Here is a 20,944-nt window from a genome sequence, read left to right on the forward strand (position 1 = left end):
ACTATGCTTCTATGTGTTAAATAATTTTTTTATGAATTACACCCAGCGGATTCAGAGAGATTAAAAAATTATTTTTTTTTTTGACTTTCCCATGCAGCCTTGGTATCGACACCGGTTTTATGAGCAAAATCTTCAATAAGTCTAATTTCTGATTCAGATAGTTTGATTTCCATTGCGTTTCGGGCATCTTCTATTTGTGAAGTTTTGGTAACACCAATAATAGGAAGTGTATTTTTTGCAATTGCCCATGCAATTGCAACCTGAGCTATAGAAGCATTTTTAGTTTTACCAATTTCTTTCATTGCATTGGTTAAATCTTCCAGTTTTGGAAGTACTTTATTGTAGGTAGTGCCTCTGCCACTGCCTTCAGGAAGTGGATTTTGAATATTATATTTTCCGGATAATGCTCCTTGTTCCAGAACCATATAAGCAAAAAATGTAATATCATTCTTTTTACAGTACTCAATTATACCTGTATCTTCTGAAAAACGATACAAAAGACTGTAGTGATTTTGTACTGCCGAAATCGAAAAGCCTTCTTTTGAAAGTATGTCATTTGCCTGCTTGATTTCTTCTAAATTGTGATTTGAAACTCCAACTTTTTTTACTTTACCACTTTTTAGTAATGGTATTAGGCAGGGAGTCCATTTTTGAATATCAGTAGGATTATGAATCCAATAAATGTCAATATAATCTGTACCAAGACGTTCAAAACTGCTGTTCAGCATTTCTTCAACCGGGTTAGACGATAACCCTGCCATTTGAGGAGTAAACTTAGTAGATAATATTATTTTTTCACGCGGGTAATCTTTAATAAGTTCCCCTAAAATACTCTCTGATGAACCCATGCCATAAACTGCTGCTGTATCCCAAAGTATTAATCCTGAATTAACAGCTTCATCAAAAACCTGCTTTAAATCCTCAGAGGCTAAATTATTTCCAAAAACCTGATCTCCGCCTGCAAAGCCAGTACCCCAGGACCAGGTTCCCAGTGCTACTAATGGTAAATTTTTCATTGTGATTGTTCTTTAAATTGTGTCGTAAATTTACAATCACCGTATGGGTAAATAATTGTATAAAACGGCTAACTTTTTAAAGAATAAGACTGTTTAAAAAAAGCAAACGCCATATTAATACAATGAAATCTTGTTTTTATCGCCTATTGCTATAGGAAAGACTTCTATCAGTTCAAGGGATATTACCATATCCTCAACCGTAACTTTATACTTTTTGAAATGTAGTGCTTGTGTATGTTCCTGATAAGCTTCAACACTGGCATAAGTTTCTAAAATTGTAATATGGGCAGGATTATTTTTGTCCTGTACTGCTGAATATGCCAATACGCCCTTTTCAAGATTTAAGGCATTTTTCATTTGCTCTTTGAGGGCATTTTTATAGTTTTCTAATTGGGTACCATCAACCACAATTTTTGCTATACGCATATATGTTTCATTTGACTGCGCCGATGTCTCTGTTGAAAAACTTAGTGTCATTATGAATAATAGGAATAAGATTAGATTAAATTTGTTTTTTCTATAGTTGATATTATCTTTCATAGTCATCTTTATTAAGGATTTTTAATGTTCGTAACATTTTATAAATGCAGCAATTTTTCCGCATTCTTATAACCTATTTTCTCTTTCGCTTCTCTTGAAATAGTAGCTTTTTCAAGAAATCCTCTGGTGTTTTTATCAATTAAAAAAGGATAATCGCCAGAATAAATAATATTGTCAGCGCCCAATTCTTCAATCACATATTTCAGTTGTGCTTCTGAGAATAATCCGCTTGGGGTAACATAAATATTGTTTTTATAATAATCGGATATTTTGCGGTTTAATTGTAATGTCTTGCCTAATTGGTCATCAAGTCGGTTTAAATAAAAAGGTACTAATTCGCCCCAATGACCTGAAATTAGTTTCAAATTAGGCAGTTTATCAAAAATACCTGAAGCTATTAATCGTACTGTTGCAATACCAGAATCTAAATGCCAGCCATAACCTGCTGTAGCAAACATAGCACTTGCAACAGACGGCCAATTGTCGCTTTTATAATAATACTCGGCAATACTTTTAGGAATTATGGCAGGATGCATGTACAAAGGCACGTTTAACTCCTGGGCTTTGGAAAAAACAGGCAAGAATTCAGGCTCATCAAAAAAACGTCCGTTGAAAGTGCCTGAAAGCATAGCTCCTTTAAATCCTAGCTGCTTCACGGCTCTGTCTAATTCTTCAGCCGCCGAATTTGGGTCAGCAGCAGGTAATATAGCAAAGCCTGCAAACCGTGTCGGGTGCATTTTTATTAAACCAGCCAGCTCATTATTGGCTTCCTGACATAGTTCGATAGCCAATGTACGATCTGTAATATTTTGTGGGCTTCCTGCTCCATAAGAAAGCACTTGTATATCAATACCGCTTTCATCCATAAATTTTATCCTTCTGTTACCCACATCTTCAATATCATCAGATGTAGGCAGCACAATTGCCATCAATTCTTTTTGAACAGGATCATTAGACAAGATTCCTCCGTTTTGTTTACTATTGAATTCTGCTGCTCTTTGGGAGATTTTTTTCAGTACGAAATGTTCTTCAATGGTAATTATTTTTTTTAATGGCTTCATCATTATTTCATAATTGGTTTGCCCAAATACAGATTCGCTATTAATAGCAGAACTTATTCCTAGTACTCCGGCAGTATTTAAAAAATCTCGTCTATTCATCGGAATGTTTTTTTGTTACATTATCTTTTTTTGAGAATACAGCAAAAGCATAATTAAGCTGTATAACTACTAATAAACCAATACTTAAATAAGCATTAATGAAACAACACAGAGCCGCAATAGTATATAGTATTTGTGATTCAATTATTCTGTTTTTAATTGACTTCGTTACTGTTTTTTGTTCATCATCATTTATGCTTAAAATGTTTTTCTTTTTTGCGTAATACCAGTTGATACCTAATAATTGTCCTAATAGACTAAGATTGAACCAATAGATAAAGATTGAAAACTTAAAGTGAATATACTGGCTTAAAAATGCTGTTGTAAAAGGCATTATTGAAATTGCCAGTAAAAAAAATAAATTTATCCAGTTCAGGTTTCTATCACTCTTATTGATATAATGAAACTGAGTGGATTGAGCCAGCCAATATATACCCATAGTAACAAAACTCAAAAAGTAGGTGAGCAGTTTAGGCGTAAGTTGTAGAAATGTAATGATAAGGTCTTTTTCGCTATGCACTAAATCGTTTACAGGAACCTTAATATCTAAAGCAAGAAAGGTTAAGGCGATGGCAAATACACCATCGCTTATGGCTTCAATTCTTTGCAGACGAAATCCTGAGATTAAATTATATTTATTCATTTTACCATAAAAATATGGTAAAAATCGCTATAATTCCGGGTAGATAAATTGTACAAAACGGCTATTCTTTAAAATGACTGTGGCGGAAATGCCAAACATTCTTTTAAAGAATCTGTTGAAATGAGATTGGTCGGTGAAACCATATAATAGTGAAGCTTCAGAAAAAGATTGTTTGCCTTGTATTACCGAGGTCAATACCGCTTTTATACGCTTCCAAAGAACGTATTGCGAGAAGGGTAATTCTACTTGTTCTAAAAACAAATGACGGGTTCTTTCCTGAGACAAATAAATATGATTTGCTACTTTTTCTAAGGTTAAGCTTTCACTTAAATTTTGATTAATAAATTCTTTTGCCTTTATGATTCGATCATCTGTGCTTTCGTTAGTAAGAGGTCTTATAGAAAGGTTAAAAATATTATACAACAATTCATCAGACAAATTTTTAATTTCAGCTGTCGATAAATCAGGCTTGGAAAAATCCAGCTTTAATTTATCTAATTGCTCCTTTGAAAGTATGGTTTCTATATCAATAAAGATTTCTTTATTCAAAATCCTTTTAAGCTGCTTTCCGAGAAAACTTTTACTTTCCACATAATAAACTAAAAAGCTTCCTACAGGTGCAGTACAAGAATGCTTAGTGTATTTATCAATAATGAATCCTTTAAGATTTTTGTATTGTTTATTTTCAATCACACTATCATAAGTAAATTTAGTACTTACAACAATTTGATAGCAACTGTGATAATGTATATCTACCACAGAAATATCGGTATAAAAACACATAACATTTGCCGTATCTATACTAAACTCCATATTTTGCAATTTTTTCAGTAAATATAGTTTTTTATTGTAAAAAGGATGTTTTGATAATGTTTGAAAAAAAAAAATTAATTTTGATATTTGAAATTGGCATTTCAAAATTGAAATCTTTGAGTTAAGGTTTATGATTTAGTTTGGTAAAAAACAAATATTAATTTTAAATTCATTAGTTATGAAAATCAATACCTTATTATTTATGTTTTTTTTTGTTAGTTTCCTTAATGCTCAGATAGGTATAGGTACGACTAATCCTAATGGAATATTAGATATAACTTCAAGTACACAAGGCTTCTTGATGCCCCGAGTTTCATTAACAGCATCTAACAGTGAAAGTCCGGTAACAAACCCTGCAGGAGGCTCAATCATAAATGGAACATTAGTTTATAATACAGCCACAAATGGCAGTGATGCTACTATCGTTACACCCGGTTTTTATTATTGGGACAGCACAAGTTGGGTGCGTGTAAAAAATGATTTATATTATGGTTTATATACAAATTTAGCAGGTCAGACAATAACCAGTTCAACAGGTGCTAAAGTTGCATTTGGAACTACTTTAAGTTCCTCAGGGACATCAATAGTTTACGATTCTACTAATCGGACTTTTACACTTCCGGCGGGAAAAACCTATCGAATAGATTTTGCTGTAGGATGGGTACATTTTAATAATGGGGTATTTCTCCGATTTGCTCTTTATAATGATACTACTAATACAAAAATATCGAGTGTTGCACATTGTGAGGCAGTAAACGGAGGCGCTTTTACCGGAACAACTAGTTTTTTTCATTTAGTAACTGTAGGAACAACTCCATTGGTAGTAAGTGTTAGAACCTCTACAGGAAATACTACAAATACAACCTTAGGAGATACAGAAGTAGGACCTACAATTTCTATTCAATCAATCAATTAATGTATAATTTACTTTAGTAGTGTAAAAAAAAAAGAAGGAATCTGTTGGTTATTGCACCCAAGAATTGGATTTATCAGCAAACTATTTCGGAGATTTATTAAGAAAGAAATTGGTGTTTCTGCACAAGAAAAATATTTAAACTAAAAGTAATAGATATAGTCAAAGAGCGATTTTTTGATATTAATAAATTCATTAAGTGAAGTAGCTTGCTTGTGAATTAAGGTTCTAATATCTACAGCATTTTATATTCAAGCAAAAGGTTGGGAGGTCTCCAAATGAGTACAGAAATTTGAATTAATTTATTATAGGCAGTTATGATTATTAACTGTCTGTTTTTTTGCACTTTGGTTATTATTAAGTTGAAATTTATTCTTTAGTATCCTCGTATCTTCTCTTACTTTTCTATCCAAAACTTTTGTGTAGTGTTGAGTAGTCCTTAAATTTTTAGGAACAAGCTATTGAACACATTCTTAAACCTAATGTTTGCAAATTTTAGCGAGACCCTAAATTTCTATTTTTTCTAGGGTCTCGCGTTTGCTCCTTTAGAGATGGAATTCGATGAATAATTTGGTAAGTCTGTAAAAGCAAAAAACCTCGAAAATCTTATGATTTTCGAGGTTTTGATACCGTTTAGGATTTTTTTCAGCGGAGAAAGAGGGATTCGAACCCCCGGACCTGTTACAGTCAACAGTTTTCAAGACTGCCGCATTCGACCGCTCTGCCATTTCTCCAGTATGTCGCTATCATTTCGTGATTGCGAGTGCAAATATAAGACGGTTTTTCGGTTCTCAAAACTTTTTTTAGACTTTTTTTTGAAACTTTTTTTAAATAATTTTCAAGTATCTAATTATCAGTATTTCCGAAAATAGATTTTAGAAAAAATTAATCCAAGTTGTCCAAAATTGGTGTTGGTTTCTTGTTTTCATCGACAGCAACAAACGAGAAAGTTCCTGAAACTACCGTTTCGCGAAGCTCAGAATACATTTGCTCCATAAAAATATCAACGTGAATTTTACAGCTCGTTCTTCCAACGCTGTCAACTTTTGCCACTAATTCGATTAAAGTACCGGCCGGAATCGCTTTTTTAAAGTCGATTTGACCTGTTGATATCGTAACTACTTTTTTACGACTGAAACGAGTAGCACAAATAAAAGCCACTTCGTCCATTAAATGAAGCGCAGTTCCTCCAAATAAAGTATCATAATGATTCGTTGTACTTGGGAAAACTGCTTTGAAAATATGTGTTTCAGATTTTAAAATTCTTTCTTCTAATGTACCCATAAAGATTAGTAAGTTACGTATTCAGTAATTTCAAGGCCATATCCAATCATTCCAACACGTTTTGTTTGTTCCGTGTTCGAAACCAGTCTAATCTTAGAAATATCAATATCGTGAAGGATTTGAGCCCCAATCCCGTAATCTTTACTGTCTATGATGACTTTCGGCGCTTTTAATGTTCCTTGTGCCTGCAAAGTTTTAAGCTCAGAAATTCTGTTTAATAAATTTACAGCCGTCATATCCTGATTGATAAAAATAACAGCACCTTTTCCATTCTCATTAATTACTTTAAACATATCGTCTAACTGCTGTTCTGCATTATTAGTCAATGTTCCTAATAAGTCATTATTTACCTGCGAAGAGTGAATTCTTGTCAAAATAGGCTCTCCAAGGTTCCATGTTCCTTTAGTTAAAGCAATATGAATTTGTTTATTTGTAGTCTGCTCGTAAGCTCTTAATCTAAAAGTTCCAAAACGGGTTTCGATATCAAAATCTTCTTTTTTAATGATAAGGCTGTCATGCTGCATTCTGTAAGCAACCAAATCTTCAATCGAAACTAATTTTAAATCAAATTTCTTAGCCACTTTTATAAGTTCAGGCAAACGAGACATTGTTCCGTCTTCATTCAAAATTTCGCAGATAACACCAGCAGGTTTGAAACCTGCTAATCTTGCAAAATCAATTGCAGCTTCCGTATGTCCTGTTCTTCTTAAAACACCACCTTGTTTAGCAATCAAAGGAAAAATATGTCCCGGGCGAGCTAAATCATGCGGTTTTGTATTTGGATCAACTAGAGATTGTACCGTTTTAGACCTGTCAGCAGCAGAAATACCGGTTGTAACACCATTTCCTTTTAAATCAACAGAAACCGTAAAAGCAGTTTCCATATGATCTGTATTATTGGTAACCATGGCACGTAAATCAAGTTCCTTGCAGCGGCTTTCTGTAAGTGGTGTACAGATTAATCCGCGTCCGTGTGTAGCCATGAAATTGATCATATCAGGAGTAACTTTTTCGGCTGCGGCTAAAAAGTCACCTTCATTTTCGCGATCTTCATCATCAACTACAATGATTACTTTACCTTGACGAATATCTTCTATAGCTTCTTCAATGGTATTAAGTTGAATTTTTGTTGACATAATTATTGTTTGTTTTGAGCTGGTGAAAACCGCTCGGAAATTTTTTGAAATAGTTGTGATATTGGGGTCGTTATCGCATCAAAATTAATCAATCCGTTATCGTTTGTGGCACGATAAGTTAATAATACTGCTAATGGAGAAAGAATAAACGACGACATCCAAGAACCCATAAAAGGAGTCATTCCGCCTTCCTGCGATAATCTTTTTCCAAAAGTATTAATGAAATGAAAAGTAATAAAAATTAATACCGCAAAAACAATTGGTAAACCAAGTCCGCCTTTTCTGATAATCGCCCCCAGAGGTGCACCAATAAAAAACATTAAAAAACATGCAAAAGCTATAACAAACTTCTCATACAATGCTGTTAAGTGTTTGTTGATATCACGCTGTTTGTCCTTTAAATCTTTTTGGGTTGATTCAATAGAGAAGATGTTGCTGGTAACATTACTGCCTGCCATTTTAAGGACATCAACTTTCTGTTTATTTGTGTATAAAGACAAAAGATCATTTGGTAAAGTCTTTTTCTTTTTTTCTTTTTTATCTGGATTAATTAGAGTGCTTGATTTTCTAAATCCAACACGCTGATTTATATTCTCTGAAAATGATATAATCTCATTATCCAGGTTCTTGTTTAAAGAATCTAAAGTATAACGCAATTCATTAACATTAAGCATGGCATTTGTACCGGCGATACTTTCTTTACTGTCGTCAACTTTGTTTAATTCAGATAAATCGATGTTAATGATATGTGTTTTAAAAGCTCCTTTAATAAAAGGAAGTTTAGCACGGTCTTCATATTTTTTTGGAGTAACATCCTGATAGTAGTAACCATCGTTTAAAACAAGTTTCAAAATACTCGATTTTTCGTTGCTGATTAATTCTCCATCTTTGGCTTTAATAACAGTTTTGTTTTCTCCAAAATTATTAGCCTTTTCGTGAATAGTAACGCCTGTCAGAATATTTCCGTTTTCACCAGATTTTTTGTTTACCTTAATGTTGTAGGTTCCAACATCATTAAATTGACCTTCGGCAATTGCCATAGCAGGTTTTGCCTGTGCGATATTTTTACGGAAGTTCACAAATTTATATTCAGCAAAAGGAATAACATTATTGGCAAACCAAAACGCTACAATACTCAAAACGAATATAAAAATAATTAAAACACGCATTGCTCTTTGAAGTGAGATTCCGGAAGATTTCATGGCAGCAAATTCATAATTCTCTGCTAAATTTCCGAAAGTCATAATCGAAGCTAAAAGAACCGAAAGCGGTAAAACCAGCGGGATAATACGTGGCATAGAAAAAAGCAGGAATTTCACGACCAATATTAAGTCGAGATCTTTACCTGCCAGTTCTGATATAAATAGCCATACTGTCTGCAGTATGAATATGAAAAAAAGAATTACAAATACCGTAGTAAATGTAACTAAAAAAGTTTTTAATAAGTATTTGTCTAGAATTTTCAACCTTCTGATTAATCTAATTTATTGATGTAGTATTTCGGGTATTTACTCGCTACAAAGGTAAATTGATTTTTTGATAATGGCTGATTGGTTTTAAAAGAATTAACGGTTAAAGTTGTTTTTGTTCCGTTTTTTCCAGTTTCAATCAAATTATAGATGTGTTTTGTCTGAACATCAATGCCTAAAAGAATTTCTTTTCTTTGATCTTTTCCGGTAGTTGGTACTAATTTAATGTATTGAATCTTTCTTCCTTTTACATTTTGTACAATATCCATATTGTATTTGTAACCAGAATTAAAGAAAGTAAGCATTTTTGAAGGTGTGATAGCATTGTCGTCTTTTTCGTTTACTTTAGAAACTGTAACTTCTTCGTCTTCAGGAACAATTGTATACGTCTTTTGTCCGTCAAAAATTTTGGTAACACCCATAAAATTCAATACATATTGATTTCCTTTCATGGTTACATTTCCTTTACTATCTTGGTTAATATTCTCTTTTGCATTATTTAGAGAGTATTTAAAATCAATAACAATATTATCGTAGCTTTTTATTTTTGCAGTCACTTCGTTCAATAAATCTTTGGCTTTTTTATCCTGAGCTTGAATAGAAGTGAAACTCAAAAGCAATATAACTGCCATTTGAAAACACTTTTTAGTCATGTTAGTGATAGAATTGTTTTTGATTTCCTGAATGTTTGTTCTCATGATTGGATTAATTTTGTTCATTATTAAAGAATTGATCAAGAGCACTTAAGTCTAAAATGTTCACACTTCTTGCTTTACTGCCTTCAAACGGTCCAACAATTCCTGCTGCTTCCAGCTGATCGATCAAACGACCGGCTCTGTTGTAACCTAATTTTAATTTTCTTTGCAGTAATGAAGCAGAACCCTGCTGTGCATTAACAATAATCTCTGCAGCTTCTCTAAATAAGGTATCTCTTTCGGAAATATCCATATCAAGATTGATGCCAGTTTCTTCTCCAATGAACTCTGGAAGCAAATATGCTGTGGCATACGCCTTTTGAGAACCAATAAAATCTGTAATTTTTTCGACTTCCGGCGTGTCAATAAAAGCACATTGAACACGTGTTACGTCATTTCCATTTGTATACAATAAATCTCCTCGTCCAATTAACTGGTCAGCTCCCTGAGTATCTAAAATTGTTCTCGAGTCAATTTTTGAAGTTACCCTAAATGCAATTCTCGCAGGGAAATTGGCCTTAATTAAACCTGTAATAACGTTTACAGAAGGTCTTTGTGTAGCAATAATTAAGTGAATACCAATAGCACGCGCCAGCTGGGCTAAACGAGCAATTGGAACTTCGACTTCTTTTCCTGCCGTCATAATCAAATCAGCGAACTCGTCGACAACCAAAACGATGTAAGGTAAAAACCGATGTCCGGCTTCCGGATTTAATTTTCTTGCTTTGAATTTCTCGTTGTATTCTTTAATATTACGGACCATCGCATCTTTTAATAAAGAATAACGGTTGTCCATTTCGGTACAAAGTGAATTCAGAGTATTAACCACTTTTGCGTTATCAGTAATAATAGCGTCTTCTGTATCTGGAAGTTTTGCTAAATAATGTCTTTCTATTTTATTAAAAAGTGTAAGCTCAACTTTTTTCGGATCGACCAAAACAAATTTTACTTCTGCCGGATGTTTTTTGTATAAAAGCGAAGTTAAAACTGCATTTAATCCAACCGATTTTCCTTGTCCTGTTGCACCCGCCATCAATAAGTGAGGCATTTTGGCAAGATCGACCACAAAAGTCTCGTTCGAAATGGTTTTTCCTAAAGCAATTGGCAGTTCCATTTCAGCTTCCTGAAATTTCGCAGCGCCAATAACACTTTTCATAGAAACCATAGTTGGAGTCTTGTTCGGAACCTCGATACCAATTGTTCCTTTTCCTGGAATTGGAGCAATAATACGAATTCCTAAAGCCGATAATGACAAAGCAATATCATCTTCTAAACTCTTAATTTTAGAGATTCTGATTCCGGCTTCCGGTACAATTTCATATAAAGTTACCGATGGACCTACGGTTGCTTTAATCTGTGCAATTTCAATTTTGTAGTTACGAAGCGTATCTACAATTTTATTTTTGTTTTCTTCTAATTCTTCCTGATTAATTGTAATTCCGCCAGTCGAATATTCTTTTAATAAATCGATAGTTGGGAATTTATAATTGGATAAATCCAAAGTTGGATCAAATAATCCGAAATCAGCAACCAGGCGAGAAGCAAGGTTTTCTTCAATAATATCTTCTTCTTCGGCTTTTTCAATAACAAATTCTTCTGTGTGTACAGGAGGAGTTTCTGTTACCGGATTTACGTTCATTTGTACAGGTTTTAAAACCGGATTCAAATCAATTTCAGACGAATGATTGATAGTTGGTTTTAAAGCTTCTTTGTTGATTTCGAATTTAGAATCATCTGTTTTTAAATGAATATTATCCAGTTCAGGATCTTCTTCAATTGCAAATTCTTCTAAATTATAAGCGCTTTCAGGTTCTAAATCCTGCTGCGGTTTTTTGATAGAATTTAATTCAGATTTTAATTCATTTTTAGTTGAATCAAAATAAGACTGTATTTTTTCCGGAGATACTTTTATTTTGAAAATCAAATAAACAATCAGTCCAAAAAGTAAGCTCAATAAAGTTCCGGTTTTCCCGATATAATCCTGAAGGAAAAGATTTAATTCATAACCAATTGTTCCTCCTAATTCTGGTGCCGAAGTAGCAAAAAAGCCAAATAAAATAGAAACAACGATAATGGCAAATAAATCCCAGAACCAAGTATTTTTTAATTTTTTGGTCGAAAGTTCTAATGCCAGAAATAATCCGGTTAAAAAGAATAAACGAACAATTATAAAGGAGGCAAGGCCGAAGCCTCTGTAAACAATTAAATCAGCGAGATAAGCCCCAAATTTTCCGAGCCAGTTTTGTACTACTTCGTCACGATCACCAATTTGAGTAACCGCACTTTGGTCTGTCTGCCATTGCCCGTTGATATAAAAAGAAATAAATGCAACTAATAATGCAATAGAAAAGAGTATCAAAAGGCAGCCCAGCACAAATTTTTGCTGCTTGGATAATGTCCAGGATCTAATGCCTGCGACTTTTGATTCGGTTTTTTTGTCTACAGTTTCTTTTTTTGTTTTTGCCATTCTTGCGTTCCGCCTATATAAATTTTGGAATATAAATTATCAAACCAATTGCTATTGCTGTCATGGCGGCAAAAAATACCGCTCCAGCAGCAATATCTTTAATAAACCCAATTCGTCTGCTGTAATCGGGGTGGATAAAATCGGCGATTTTTTCAACTGCCGTATTTAATCCTTCAATGCTTAAAACCAAACCAATGGCTAAGGTTTGACATAGCCATTCGGTTTGAGAAATATGAAAATAGAACCCGGCAATGGTCATAATAATTCCCAATGAGAATTGGACCATAACGCTGTGTTCTGTTCTTATCAATTTTACAGCTCCTTTAAAAGCGTAAGTTACACTCTTTAAACGACCTGTAACAAAGGTATTATCTTTTTGAAACTCCATTTAGTGGAAAATATTATAGTGCTGCTAAAGCCGCTTCGTAATTTGGTTCGTTTGCAATTTCAGCAACTTGTTCTGTATGAGTAATTGTTCCATCAGCATCAACTACAATAATAGCCCTTGAATGTAAACCCGCTAAAGGTCCGTCAACAATTTCTAAACCGTTTGCTTTACCAAAACTTCCTGTTTGAAAATCAGATAAATTAACTACATTTTCTAAACCTTCTGCACCGCAAAAACGTTTTTGAGCAAAAGGTAAATCTCTTGAAATACATAAAACAGTTGTATTTTCTAATCCGCTTGCACTTTGGTTGAATTTTCTAACAGACGTTGCACAAGTTCCTGTGTCAACACTTGGAAAGATGTTTAAAACTAATTTTTTACCAGCGAAGTTACCTAAAGAAGCAACTGATAAATCGTTTTGTACTAATTTGAAGTCAGCCAATTTTGAACCAACTGCTGGTAATTCGCCTGATGTATGAACCGGATTTCCTCCTAATGTGATTGAAGCCATGATTTTTGTTTAAATTAATGAGGCTCAAAAGTAAGGATTAATATTTGAATCTAAAAGTATTTGTTAAGGGTTTAAGGTGAGATTAAGGAGGTGAATTTTTATTTGGTTTCCGGATAGATTGAACGCGGGTGACACGGATTTGCTTACACAAAAATGCAAATCTAAACGGATTTATTTCTATTGTCTTTACGTATGAAACAAAAAAATCCGTTTAAATCTGCGACTTCACGAAGTGAATCCGCGTTATCCGTGTGCCATTTTACTACAACAAAAAAAAGCGTCTCAAAAATGAAACGCTTTCTCAGTCATGTTTTTTTGTTTTTTATTTGAAAAAGAGGTCAATTTATTTATCGATTGAACCTAAAACACGTTTCATAAATGTATTTAAAGCTTCTTTTTTATCTGTTCCCTGAGCTACAAGTTTTTGTACTTCAAGAGCACCGTACATATTCGAAATCAATTCGCCAATTACATCTAATTCTTCATCTTTAAGAGAAGGAATTTCGGTCATAGCTTCAAGAACTTCGATCGTTTCGATGATATAATCCTGATCGTTTTCTTCGATAAATTGTGTTAAATGCTTTATTACTGGTAATTTCATAATTTTTTGTTTAAGCGTTAAATCGTTTTTTTGTTTAATCGATTAAACGAATAAACAAATAATCAATTAAACAATAGCGTTTACTAAGTCGATTAAAACTTCTTGTTTGTTAGTCTGCGTTTCGCCAGCTAACTGTCCGTTTACAAAAGTTGCAAATGTTGGCAGGTTGCTTACATTAGCTAATTTTCTTGATTCAGGAGAATTTTCTGCATCAACCAAAACAAAAGTAATAGCTTCATTTTCTGCTGCTAATTTTTTGAATTTTGGTTTCATAATACGGCAGTTCCCACACCATGAAGCTGAATATTGTACTACTACTTTTTCGTTTTTAGCAACTAAATCTGCTAACGTATCTTCGTTTAAGTCGATTAACATTTCTTTATTTTTTAAGGTTCAAAGTTACAAAGGTTCAAAGGCTCAAAGTTTTTTAAACTGTATAAGAAATCACAACAAATTACATTTGTTGTTTGAGACCGATAAAATTCTTTGGTATTTTTTTTAGAGGAGAATTAAAGTAACAAAGGTTCAATGGGATAATTTTTTAAGCAGCAAAAAAACTTTGCAACTCTGTACCTTTGAACCTTTGTACCTTTATAAAAAATTAGTTTGCGCTTAAGTATTCAGCAGTACTAATTCTGTCAGCAGACATAGCTTCTTTACCAGCTTCCCAGTTTGCAGGGCAAACTTCACCTTTAGTCTGGATATGAGTGTAAGCGTCAACCATTCTTAAGTATTCGTTTACGTTACGTCCTAATGGCATATCGTTTACACTTTCGTGGAAAATTTTTCCAGTTTCGTCAATAAGGTAAGTAGCTCTGTAAGTTACATTTGAACCTTCGATGATAACTGAATCGGTCTCTTCGCTGTAGCTTGTAGATTCGATATCAAGAATACCTAAAATGTTAGCTAAGTTACGGTTTGTATCAGCTAAAATTGGGTAAGTAACACCTTCGATTCCACCATTGTTTTTTGGAGTATTTAACCAAGCAAAGTGAACTTCGTTTGTGTCACAAGAAGCACCAATTACGATAGTATTTCTTTTTTCAAATTCTGGTAATGCAGCTTGAAAGGCGTGTAATTCAGTTGGACAAACAAAAGTGAAATCTTTTGGGTACCAAAACAATAATACTTTTTTGTTGTTGTTTACTGCTTCTTCAAAAATGTTGATTTTTAAATTGTCACCCATTTCTGAGATAGCATCTACTGCAATACTTGGGAATTTTTTTCCTACTAAAGACATATTTTTCGTTTTACGTTAAAAATTTATTTCTGGTGCAAAAGTAGGGTATAAGTTCAGATTCTTACAATAAGACGTGATTATAAAAATTTATAAGTTGATAAATTTTGACTATTTAATGTTTTAACTTATTGGATATCAATATTTACTGGGAGAGTGCCGTTTAAAGAAATTTTATTTAAAAATTGAATTGCTGCTGTTTTTTGAAATTCTTCAAAATCCTGATACGCCTGAACCAATCCTGAAGCCTTTTTTAAATTCGGAATTATTGGTAAAACGTACGGATTTCCGAAAACGTAAACGATGCATTTTTTGGTTTGAAGTAAATCAGAAAGCAGCTCTAAAACTGCATTGTCAATTTCGAAATTATTTGCTGGCTTTGCTTTAGGAACAAATAATGAAATTAAGATTGTTTCGAAATTTTCTAATTGTTTTTTGATAGATGAAATATCCGAAACCTCTAAATTTTCAAAAGCAAATTCAGGTGAAGGTAATTTTGAATTTAAAGTTTTAAAGAAAGTATTTTCGGTATTTTTATATAAATTCAGTTTGGCTAATTTGTTGTTTTTCTGTGCTTCAAATGCCAATTCTGAATTTGAATTATCAATAATGGCTGTGATCGCATTTTGAGCAATCTGTAGATTTAGTTCAGATGTTTTTTCAAAATTTAATTCGCCTGAAGAAGCAGTGTTTCCAGAAAGAATTCCTGCTTTTTCTTTAGCTTTCATGATTCTGTTATAGCTTTCGAATATACGGTCTGGTGATGCATTCTTAAAGATAGCTTCGATTCCTTCGGGAACATTTTCGGCGAAACATAAAATATCATTTCCGGCATTAAAAGCTTCCCATTCCAGCTGACCTTTAGTCTCGTATAATTTAGAAACGCTGTGCATATTTAAAGCATCAGAAATTACCAAACCATCATAACCTAATTTGTCTCGTAAAAGATCCTGAATAACTGCTTTTGATAAGGTTGCCGATGTATCTTTTCCATCATTTAAACTCGGAACGGCCAAATGTCCAATCATAATCGAATCGACATTGCTTTCAATTCCTTTAATGAATGGATACAATTCATTTTCTAATAATTCTTCCAGTGTTTCTTTTAAAACCGGTAGTCCTAAATGCGAATCGACATTGGTATTTCCGTGTCCGGGAAAATGTTTCAGACAGCCTAAAACACCAGCTTCAGACATTCCATTTAAATATTCAACAGCAAAACTGGCTACTTTTTCTTTGTTTTCACCAAAAGAACGATAGCCAATAACGGGATTGTTTGGATTATTATTAATGTCTGCCAAAGGAGATAAATTATATTGGATTCCGGCTGCTTTTAAATCTAAACCTATTTGTTTTCCAACTTCATAAATTAAATTCGATTTGTTTTCAGGCAAAGCACCAAGTGTAATTGCATACGGATATTGCGGTGTTTTTTCGATACGCATTGCCAGGCCCCATTCGGCATCAATACTGATTAAAAGTGGAGTAGAAGCGGCTTTTTGGTAACGAACGATGAGTTCTTTTATTTTTTGATAGCTGTCATCATTAAAAACAACTTTTTTCTTGCTTTCATAATTTGTTGCAGCGCTTGCGCGGCTGTGAAAAAAGGTCAATCCGCCAATATTGTGTTCCTTTATTAAACGTTCGGTTTCCTGGATATTTTCTTCGGTATCGTTAATAAAAACGGCAGGAAAAAAGAATTGTCCTATTTTTTGTCGTAATGCTTCGGCGGTAATTTTCATTATTATAAAGTCTTTTTCATGCAGACGCTGTTATCCATCTTTTCGTAAGGAGGATAATTTGGAATTATAGTATAACCTAATTTTTGGTACAAATTTATGGCTTCGGGCTGGTTTTTCCCGGTTTCGAGAATAGTATAAGTATAGCCAACTTCTTTAGCCCAAATTTCTAATTCGGCTAAAACTTTAGAAGCGATACCTTTTTTTCGATGATCAGGATGAACATACATTCTTTTTATTTCGGTTTTATCGCTTTCTTTTTCGCGAAATGCGCCGCAGCCAACAGGGATGCCATTTTCATAATAAACAATCGTATGTTTTATTTTATCGGTTTTATTAAACTGATTGTAAAACGAATGATCATCACCATCTCTAATCGCTAAATCCTGATCTAATAAAGCTACCAACTTTATAAAATCGGGATCATCTGAATTGGTTCGTTTTATGTTCATGATTTAGAATGCTTAGATTAGTATCGTTTAATTTTCTAACACATAGAAACATAGTATTTAGTTCTTGGAAAAGGCGTTTCACTTTATTTAAATACATTCCGACACTTCGGGACTATGTGTTGAGAAACGAGTTTCTCTTTTCTATTCTTTTCACACAAAAAAATCTATGTTTCTATGTGTTTAAAAGAATGTTTTATTTCAATTTTGCTTTTTTTTGTTTAGCTAATTGTTTTTTGGTTTCAATTGCTTTATCCAAGCGGTTTTTAAAACGGAAGAGTTTTGGAAGCCCTTCGAGTCTGTCTTCGATTGTAATTTCTTCATAAACTACAATAGCTTTTTCTAAAACCCTGATTTCATTGTCGAGATCGTTTTGGTTTTTGTAGATCGTTGCTAATCTATCATAAGGATGGTTTCCTTTAAAGCTTTCTGCGACATTTTCCTCATATAATTCAATTGCTTTTTCAAGATTTCCGGTTTTTTCGAACTCAGCTCCTTTTAAGTTGCGTTCGGCCTGCAGATTTTCATTGATTTCCATAAGTAAGAGTTTGATTTGGGGTTAAACTTCTTCAGATTTTTTCCCAAAATCTTTCGGGAAAATTAAAAAACGTGATAAAATAAGACCTGGAATTGTCGCTATAAAAACCCAAATAAAGAAATTTTGATAGCCTAAATATTGTTGTATATAACCGCTCAACATTCCCGGAAGCATCATTCCTAATGCCATAAATCCGGTTGCAAGTGCATAATGCGCTGTTTTTGATTCTCCTTCGGCAACATGAATTAAATACATCATAAAGCCGGTAAATCCGAAACCGTAACCAAATTGTTCAAAAATAACTACGACGTAAATGTAATAAATTGATGATGGATGAAAGAAAGCTAATAGAATAAATCCTAAAATTGGAAGGTGCATTGCCAGAAACATTGGGAGCATCCATTTCGTAAGACCCTGCTGAGACAGTACAATTCCCCCTAATATTCCGCCCAAGGTTAAAGCAATAAGGCCAAAAGTTCCGTAAATTAAACCAACATCTTCTGTTTCAAGTCCCATTCCGCCTTTGTGAATTGTTGCCTGATTTCCATTCGTAGTAATTAATTCATCGACAAAATGAATTCTTGCTTCATTTACTTTGTTATACTCTTCGCCTTTTTTTGGTTGAGTTTCTAATATAGGTTTTTTCTCTTTTCTGGTATCAGCAGCAATTGGCAATTTCGAATATAAGAGTTGTAATTCTGAGGCCTCAAGTTTTACACCTGCTTTTACTTTAGTATTATATAAGTATAATGCCTTTTTTTCATTTGAGTCGGCAGTTTTTTGTACTAGTTCATATTTAATGGGGTCAACTAAAAAAGGTGTTAACATTTTTAACAACTGTGATTCTCCTAACCTAAAAACCAGAATAAAAATTAAAACTATTACAATTTGTTTTTTCTTAAAAAAGCTGATAAAAATAGTTCCAAAACTTTGATGGTGATGTTCTTTATTTTCTGCTAAATTAATTTCGTTTTTAGGTGTAAAAATGAAATTGTAAATGGTAATAAGAGTCATTAACAGACCAACAAAAATCATGGTATACGACCAGGCTTTTGTATTATCACTGTATTTATGTTCTAAATATCCTGCTAAAAGTATAATTAGTCCATTTCCGGCAATCATAGAGATTCTGTAAAATGTACTTCTTATTCCTAAAAAGAATGACTGTTCTTCTTTTGGTAAAACCAATAAATAAAAACCATCACTTGCAATATCATTTGAGGCAGAAGCAAAAGCTGCAGCCCAGAATATTGCCAAAGTAACAAGGAAAAAATTTTGTAAAGGAATAGTGAATCCAACAATTAAAAAAGCAATAGAAATAAGCAATTGCATCCATATAAACCATTTTCGTTTTGTTCCATAAAGCTCAACTAATGGACTCCATAAAGGCTTGATTACCCAAGGAAGATAGAGCAAACTTGTATACAGACCAATATCTTCATTAGTTATTCCTAACTTTTTATACATCAAAACCGAAACGGAGATGATAATAACATAAGGAAATCCAGAAGCGAAGTTAAGAAGCGGAATCCAGAACCAGGGTTTATTATCTGTTTTCATTAGGCTGAGCAGGTGAATAGATTTTAAAATTCTTTTTTAAGTCGGCAGCAGTTGGGGTGCTTTCGTTTGCAAAATAATCAATAAATGTCACAGCACAAGCTTTATACATATTGATTTTTTCTGCAGGAATAGAAAATGATATAATGCCGTCTTTTTCGACAGCTCTTACTTTGTCAATTATTTTCTCGGCATCGTTTGTATTTACTTTAGAAATATGTTCTCCGCCATAAATTACAATGTAACGCACCTTTGTATTAAGCGGATTTTTGATGCTGAAATTATATTTTAAAGTATCTTTTGTAAAATCTGTAATAACCGGCGTATCAATAATAATACGTTTCAAATTTGGAACTGCAGCAGGAAGCGCCGGATATTTATATTGGTTTTCTTCTAAAAGACGAACAATATCAAAGTTTTTGTCCATGAACCATTTGGCGCTGAAATAAGCACTTCCGGAAACATTTTTAAAACTTCTGGCAAAATCAATCTGGTTTGGAATTTCATAAACAAAATTCCAGCTTTTGTCGCTGTCACCTCTAATTTTATAAGAGGCGTGACCAATATAAACAGCAGTATTATTAGAATTTTCGGCCCACCATTTTACTAATTTCGAATATGATGCTCTTGTATTATTCATACTCCAATACAATTGAGGCAGAATGTAATCGATCCATTTTTGATCCATCCATAAAACAGGATCTGCGTATAAATCGTCGTAATTTGCAGTCGATTGAGTGTCAGAACCTCTTGGGTCAACAGATTTATTTCGCCAAACCCCAAATGGACTGATTCCGAATTGAACCCACGGTTTGCTTTCTTTTATAGTTGTTGAAATAGTGTGTACAAAGTTACTCACGTTGGCACGACGCCAATCGGGAAGACTTAAACCTGCGCCGTATTTTCTGTATGAAGCACTGTCGTTAAAAACTTTTCCGGGAACAGTATACGGGTAAAAATAATCATCAAAATGAATCGCGTCGATATCGTATTTGTCAACGACTTCTTTTACAACTTTCGTTAGATGCGTCTGAACTTCGGGTAATGCAGGGTCGTAATAATATTTTCCACCGTATTCGATCATCCATTCCGGATGTTTAAAAATATCATGGTTCGGACTTAACTGCTGTTTATTTAAATCAAAAGTTGCTCGATACGGATTCAGCCATGCATGAAATTCAAAACCTCTGTTGTGCGCTTCTTCAATCATCCATGCCAAAGTATCGTAATACGGACTTGGAGCCATACCTTCTTTTCCGGTTAAAAATCTAGACCAAGGCGCTAATTCTGTTGGGTAAAAAGCATCGCCCACACTTCTAATCTGAACAATAACAGCATTGTAGTTTAGTTTTTTGTAAGTATTTAAAATTTCTAAATAATCAGCTTTTTCTTTTTCAACAATATCAGCTGCGGTTTTTGGCCAGTCAATATTTACTACGGTTGCAATCCAGACACCTCTAAATTCATTTTTAGGATGCATTATTTTTTCTTGTGAGTTAGATTTTAATCCAAAGAAAAATAAAAGTATGATTGAGTATAGTAAGTGCTGATTTTTATGCATTTTAATCTTTAATTTTAACAAGAACCAAAAATAGTTTGTTTTGCTAGGAATTCAATGAATTCTGCTAAATTTTATTTTAAATGTTTTTTGCCACGAATTACACAAATTTCCACCAATTTTTTATTCTCAAAGCATTAAAAAATAATTCGTAAAAATTCGTGTAATTCGTGGCAATCATTTTTTATAGCCACAGATTAAAAGGATTATTTGGATTAATCTTTTTAATC

At 33.3% G+C, this 20,944-nt stretch carries 21 protein-coding genes and 1 tRNA gene; 1 reads left to right on the plus strand and 21 read right to left on the minus strand.

Annotated features, from left to right (window positions below; genetic code table 11):
- Positions 1 to 68: 68 nt before the first annotated feature.
- The 5 genes from AABD74_RS10840 to AABD74_RS10860 form a co-directional block, all read right to left on the minus strand.
- Positions 69 to 1,016, minus strand: coding sequence for an aldo/keto reductase (locus tag AABD74_RS10840; protein ID WP_406845539.1), 948 nt, complete (start codon positions 1,014 to 1,016; stop codon positions 69 to 71).
- A gap of 114 nt (positions 1,017 to 1,130) precedes the next feature.
- On the minus strand, positions 1,131 to 1,493 hold the full coding sequence (locus tag AABD74_RS10845) for a putative quinol monooxygenase (protein ID WP_406845540.1): 363 nt from the start codon (positions 1,491 to 1,493) through the stop codon (positions 1,131 to 1,133).
- A 101-nt stretch (positions 1,494 to 1,594) separates the two neighbouring features.
- Positions 1,595 to 2,716 (minus strand): amidohydrolase family protein, encoded by a 1,122-nt coding sequence (locus AABD74_RS10850; RefSeq protein WP_406845541.1) that lies wholly within the window; start codon positions 2,714 to 2,716, stop codon positions 1,595 to 1,597.
- The gene (locus tag AABD74_RS10855; RefSeq protein WP_406845542.1) at positions 2,709 to 3,359 is read right to left on the minus strand and encodes a TMEM175 family protein; all 651 of its coding nucleotides are present in this window, start codon (positions 3,357 to 3,359) and stop codon (positions 2,709 to 2,711) included. Before AABD74_RS10855 ends, AABD74_RS10850 begins: the two co-directional genes overlap by 8 nt.
- Positions 3,360 to 3,386: 27 nt before the next feature.
- A complete protein-coding gene (locus tag AABD74_RS10860; protein ID WP_406845543.1) occupies positions 3,387 to 4,172 on the minus strand; it encodes a helix-turn-helix transcriptional regulator in 786 nt (261 codons plus the stop codon).
- A gap of 178 nt (positions 4,173 to 4,350) precedes the next feature.
- Here AABD74_RS10860 and AABD74_RS10865 point away from each other — a divergent pair, with 178 nt between their 5' ends.
- On the plus strand, positions 4,351 to 5,088 hold the full coding sequence (locus tag AABD74_RS10865) for a hypothetical protein (RefSeq protein ID WP_232681118.1): 738 nt from the start codon (positions 4,351 to 4,353) through the stop codon (positions 5,086 to 5,088).
- 646 nt (positions 5,089 to 5,734) lie between these two features.
- Here the strand turns inward: AABD74_RS10865 and AABD74_RS10870 are convergent.
- The 16 genes from AABD74_RS10870 to AABD74_RS10945 all read right to left on the minus strand — a co-directional run bounded on the left by AABD74_RS10870 (position 5,735) and on the right by AABD74_RS10945 (position 20,717).
- Positions 5,735 to 5,819 (minus strand) — tRNA-Ser (locus tag AABD74_RS10870).
- 151 nt (positions 5,820 to 5,970) lie between these two features.
- Positions 5,971 to 6,369, minus strand: a complete 399-nt coding sequence (locus tag AABD74_RS10875; RefSeq protein WP_073487190.1) for an acyl-CoA thioesterase — start codon at positions 6,367 to 6,369, stop codon at positions 5,971 to 5,973.
- A 5-nt stretch (positions 6,370 to 6,374) separates the two neighbouring features.
- Positions 6,375 to 7,505 (minus strand): 3,4-dihydroxy-2-butanone-4-phosphate synthase, encoded by a 1,131-nt coding sequence (ribB, locus tag AABD74_RS10880; RefSeq protein WP_232681131.1) that lies wholly within the window; start codon positions 7,503 to 7,505, stop codon positions 6,375 to 6,377.
- A 2-nt stretch (positions 7,506 to 7,507) separates the two neighbouring features.
- Positions 7,508 to 8,971, minus strand: a complete 1,464-nt coding sequence (locus tag AABD74_RS10885) for an LptF/LptG family permease (RefSeq protein WP_232681132.1) — start codon at positions 8,969 to 8,971, stop codon at positions 7,508 to 7,510.
- Between the two features lie 8 nt (positions 8,972 to 8,979).
- The gene (locus tag AABD74_RS10890; RefSeq protein ID WP_082356391.1) at positions 8,980 to 9,672 is read right to left on the minus strand and encodes an outer membrane lipoprotein carrier protein LolA; all 693 of its coding nucleotides are present in this window, start codon (positions 9,670 to 9,672) and stop codon (positions 8,980 to 8,982) included.
- Between the two features lie 7 nt (positions 9,673 to 9,679).
- Positions 9,680 to 12,136, minus strand: a complete 2,457-nt coding sequence (locus AABD74_RS10895; RefSeq protein ID WP_232681133.1) for a DNA translocase FtsK — start codon at positions 12,134 to 12,136, stop codon at positions 9,680 to 9,682.
- Positions 12,137 to 12,149: 13 nt separating this feature from the next.
- On the minus strand, positions 12,150 to 12,524 hold the full coding sequence (locus tag AABD74_RS10900) for a diacylglycerol kinase (protein WP_053471127.1): 375 nt from the start codon (positions 12,522 to 12,524) through the stop codon (positions 12,150 to 12,152).
- A gap of 13 nt (positions 12,525 to 12,537) precedes the next feature.
- The gene (gene tpx, locus AABD74_RS10905; RefSeq protein WP_406845544.1) at positions 12,538 to 13,035 is read right to left on the minus strand and encodes a thiol peroxidase; all 498 of its coding nucleotides are present in this window, start codon (positions 13,033 to 13,035) and stop codon (positions 12,538 to 12,540) included.
- A 343-nt stretch (positions 13,036 to 13,378) separates the two neighbouring features.
- Positions 13,379 to 13,636 carry a DUF6952 family protein gene (locus tag AABD74_RS10910; protein ID WP_008462029.1) on the minus strand — a complete coding sequence of 86 codons (258 nt, stop codon included), beginning with the start codon at positions 13,634 to 13,636 and terminating at the stop codon, positions 13,379 to 13,381.
- 66 nt (positions 13,637 to 13,702) lie between these two features.
- On the minus strand, positions 13,703 to 14,011 hold the full coding sequence (locus tag AABD74_RS10915; RefSeq protein ID WP_406845545.1) for a thioredoxin family protein: 309 nt from the start codon (positions 14,009 to 14,011) through the stop codon (positions 13,703 to 13,705).
- Positions 14,012 to 14,237: 226 nt separating this feature from the next.
- Entirely contained in the window at positions 14,238 to 14,876 is a 639-nt protein-coding gene (locus AABD74_RS10920; RefSeq protein ID WP_232681139.1) for a peroxiredoxin, read from the minus strand.
- A 125-nt stretch (positions 14,877 to 15,001) separates the two neighbouring features.
- Complete coding sequence (locus AABD74_RS10925) at positions 15,002 to 16,615, minus strand: glycoside hydrolase family 3 protein (protein ID WP_406845546.1); 1,614 nt, start codon at positions 16,613 to 16,615, stop codon at positions 15,002 to 15,004.
- A gap of 2 nt (positions 16,616 to 16,617) precedes the next feature.
- Positions 16,618 to 17,064, minus strand: coding sequence for a GNAT family N-acetyltransferase (locus AABD74_RS10930; protein WP_406845547.1), 447 nt, complete (start codon positions 17,062 to 17,064; stop codon positions 16,618 to 16,620).
- 193 nt (positions 17,065 to 17,257) lie between these two features.
- Positions 17,258 to 17,599: a hypothetical protein gene (locus AABD74_RS10935; RefSeq protein WP_053471121.1), complete on the minus strand. Its 342-nt coding sequence runs from the start codon at positions 17,597 to 17,599 to the stop codon at positions 17,258 to 17,260.
- 21 nt (positions 17,600 to 17,620) lie between these two features.
- Positions 17,621 to 19,159: an MFS transporter gene (locus AABD74_RS10940; protein ID WP_406845548.1), complete on the minus strand. Its 1,539-nt coding sequence runs from the start codon at positions 19,157 to 19,159 to the stop codon at positions 17,621 to 17,623.
- The gene (locus AABD74_RS10945; protein ID WP_406845549.1) at positions 19,146 to 20,717 is read right to left on the minus strand and encodes a glycoside hydrolase family 10 protein; all 1,572 of its coding nucleotides are present in this window, start codon (positions 20,715 to 20,717) and stop codon (positions 19,146 to 19,148) included. Before AABD74_RS10945 ends, AABD74_RS10940 begins: the two co-directional genes overlap by 14 nt.
- Between the last annotated feature and the right edge of the window lie 227 nt (positions 20,718 to 20,944).

The organism is Flavobacterium soyae (assembly GCF_045348165.1).
GTDB classification, from domain to species: domain Bacteria; phylum Bacteroidota; class Bacteroidia; order Flavobacteriales; family Flavobacteriaceae; genus Flavobacterium; species Flavobacterium soyae.

What these genes read in the sequence shown, in the direction of transcription:
- AABD74_RS10840 (WP_406845539.1), bottom strand. Translation starts at nt 1,016, where the DNA reads ATGAAAAATTTACCATTAGTAGCACTGGGAACCTGGTCCTGGGGTACT.
- AABD74_RS10845 (WP_406845540.1), bottom strand. Translation starts at nt 1,493, where the DNA reads ATGACACTAAGTTTTTCAACAGAGACATCGGCGCAGTCAAATGAAACA.
- AABD74_RS10850 (WP_406845541.1), bottom strand. Translation starts at nt 2,716, where the DNA reads ATGAATAGACGAGATTTTTTAAATACTGCCGGAGTACTAGGAATAAGT.
- AABD74_RS10855 (WP_406845542.1), bottom strand. Translation starts at nt 3,359, where the DNA reads ATGAATAAATATAATTTAATCTCAGGATTTCGTCTGCAAAGAATTGAA.
- AABD74_RS10860 (WP_406845543.1), bottom strand. Translation starts at nt 4,172, where the DNA reads ATGGAGTTTAGTATAGATACGGCAAATGTTATGTGTTTTTATACCGAT.
- AABD74_RS10865 (WP_232681118.1), top strand. Translation starts at nt 4,351, where the DNA reads ATGAAAATCAATACCTTATTATTTATGTTTTTTTTTGTTAGTTTCCTT.
- AABD74_RS10875 (WP_073487190.1), bottom strand. Translation starts at nt 6,369, where the DNA reads ATGGGTACATTAGAAGAAAGAATTTTAAAATCTGAAACACATATTTTC.
- ribB (WP_232681131.1), bottom strand. Translation starts at nt 7,505, where the DNA reads ATGTCAACAAAAATTCAACTTAATACCATTGAAGAAGCTATAGAAGAT.
- AABD74_RS10890 (WP_082356391.1), bottom strand. Translation starts at nt 9,672, where the DNA reads ATGAGAACAAACATTCAGGAAATCAAAAACAATTCTATCACTAACATG.
- AABD74_RS10895 (WP_232681133.1), bottom strand. Translation starts at nt 12,136, where the DNA reads ATGGCAAAAACAAAAAAAGAAACTGTAGACAAAAAAACCGAATCAAAA.
- AABD74_RS10900 (WP_053471127.1), bottom strand. Translation starts at nt 12,524, where the DNA reads ATGGAGTTTCAAAAAGATAATACCTTTGTTACAGGTCGTTTAAAGAGT.
- tpx (WP_406845544.1), bottom strand. Translation starts at nt 13,035, where the DNA reads ATGGCTTCAATCACATTAGGAGGAAATCCGGTTCATACATCAGGCGAA.
- AABD74_RS10910 (WP_008462029.1), bottom strand. Translation starts at nt 13,636, where the DNA reads ATGAAATTACCAGTAATAAAGCATTTAACACAATTTATCGAAGAAAAC.
- AABD74_RS10915 (WP_406845545.1), bottom strand. Translation starts at nt 14,011, where the DNA reads ATGTTAATCGACTTAAACGAAGATACGTTAGCAGATTTAGTTGCTAAA.
- AABD74_RS10920 (WP_232681139.1), bottom strand. Translation starts at nt 14,876, where the DNA reads ATGTCTTTAGTAGGAAAAAAATTCCCAAGTATTGCAGTAGATGCTATC.
- AABD74_RS10925 (WP_406845546.1), bottom strand. Translation starts at nt 16,615, where the DNA reads ATGAAAATTACCGCCGAAGCATTACGACAAAAAATAGGACAATTCTTT.
- AABD74_RS10930 (WP_406845547.1), bottom strand. Translation starts at nt 17,064, where the DNA reads ATGAACATAAAACGAACCAATTCAGATGATCCCGATTTTATAAAGTTG.
- AABD74_RS10935 (WP_053471121.1), bottom strand. Translation starts at nt 17,599, where the DNA reads ATGGAAATCAATGAAAATCTGCAGGCCGAACGCAACTTAAAAGGAGCT.
- AABD74_RS10940 (WP_406845548.1), bottom strand. Translation starts at nt 19,159, where the DNA reads ATGAAAACAGATAATAAACCCTGGTTCTGGATTCCGCTTCTTAACTTC.
- AABD74_RS10945 (WP_406845549.1), bottom strand. Translation starts at nt 20,717, where the DNA reads ATGCATAAAAATCAGCACTTACTATACTCAATCATACTTTTATTTTTC.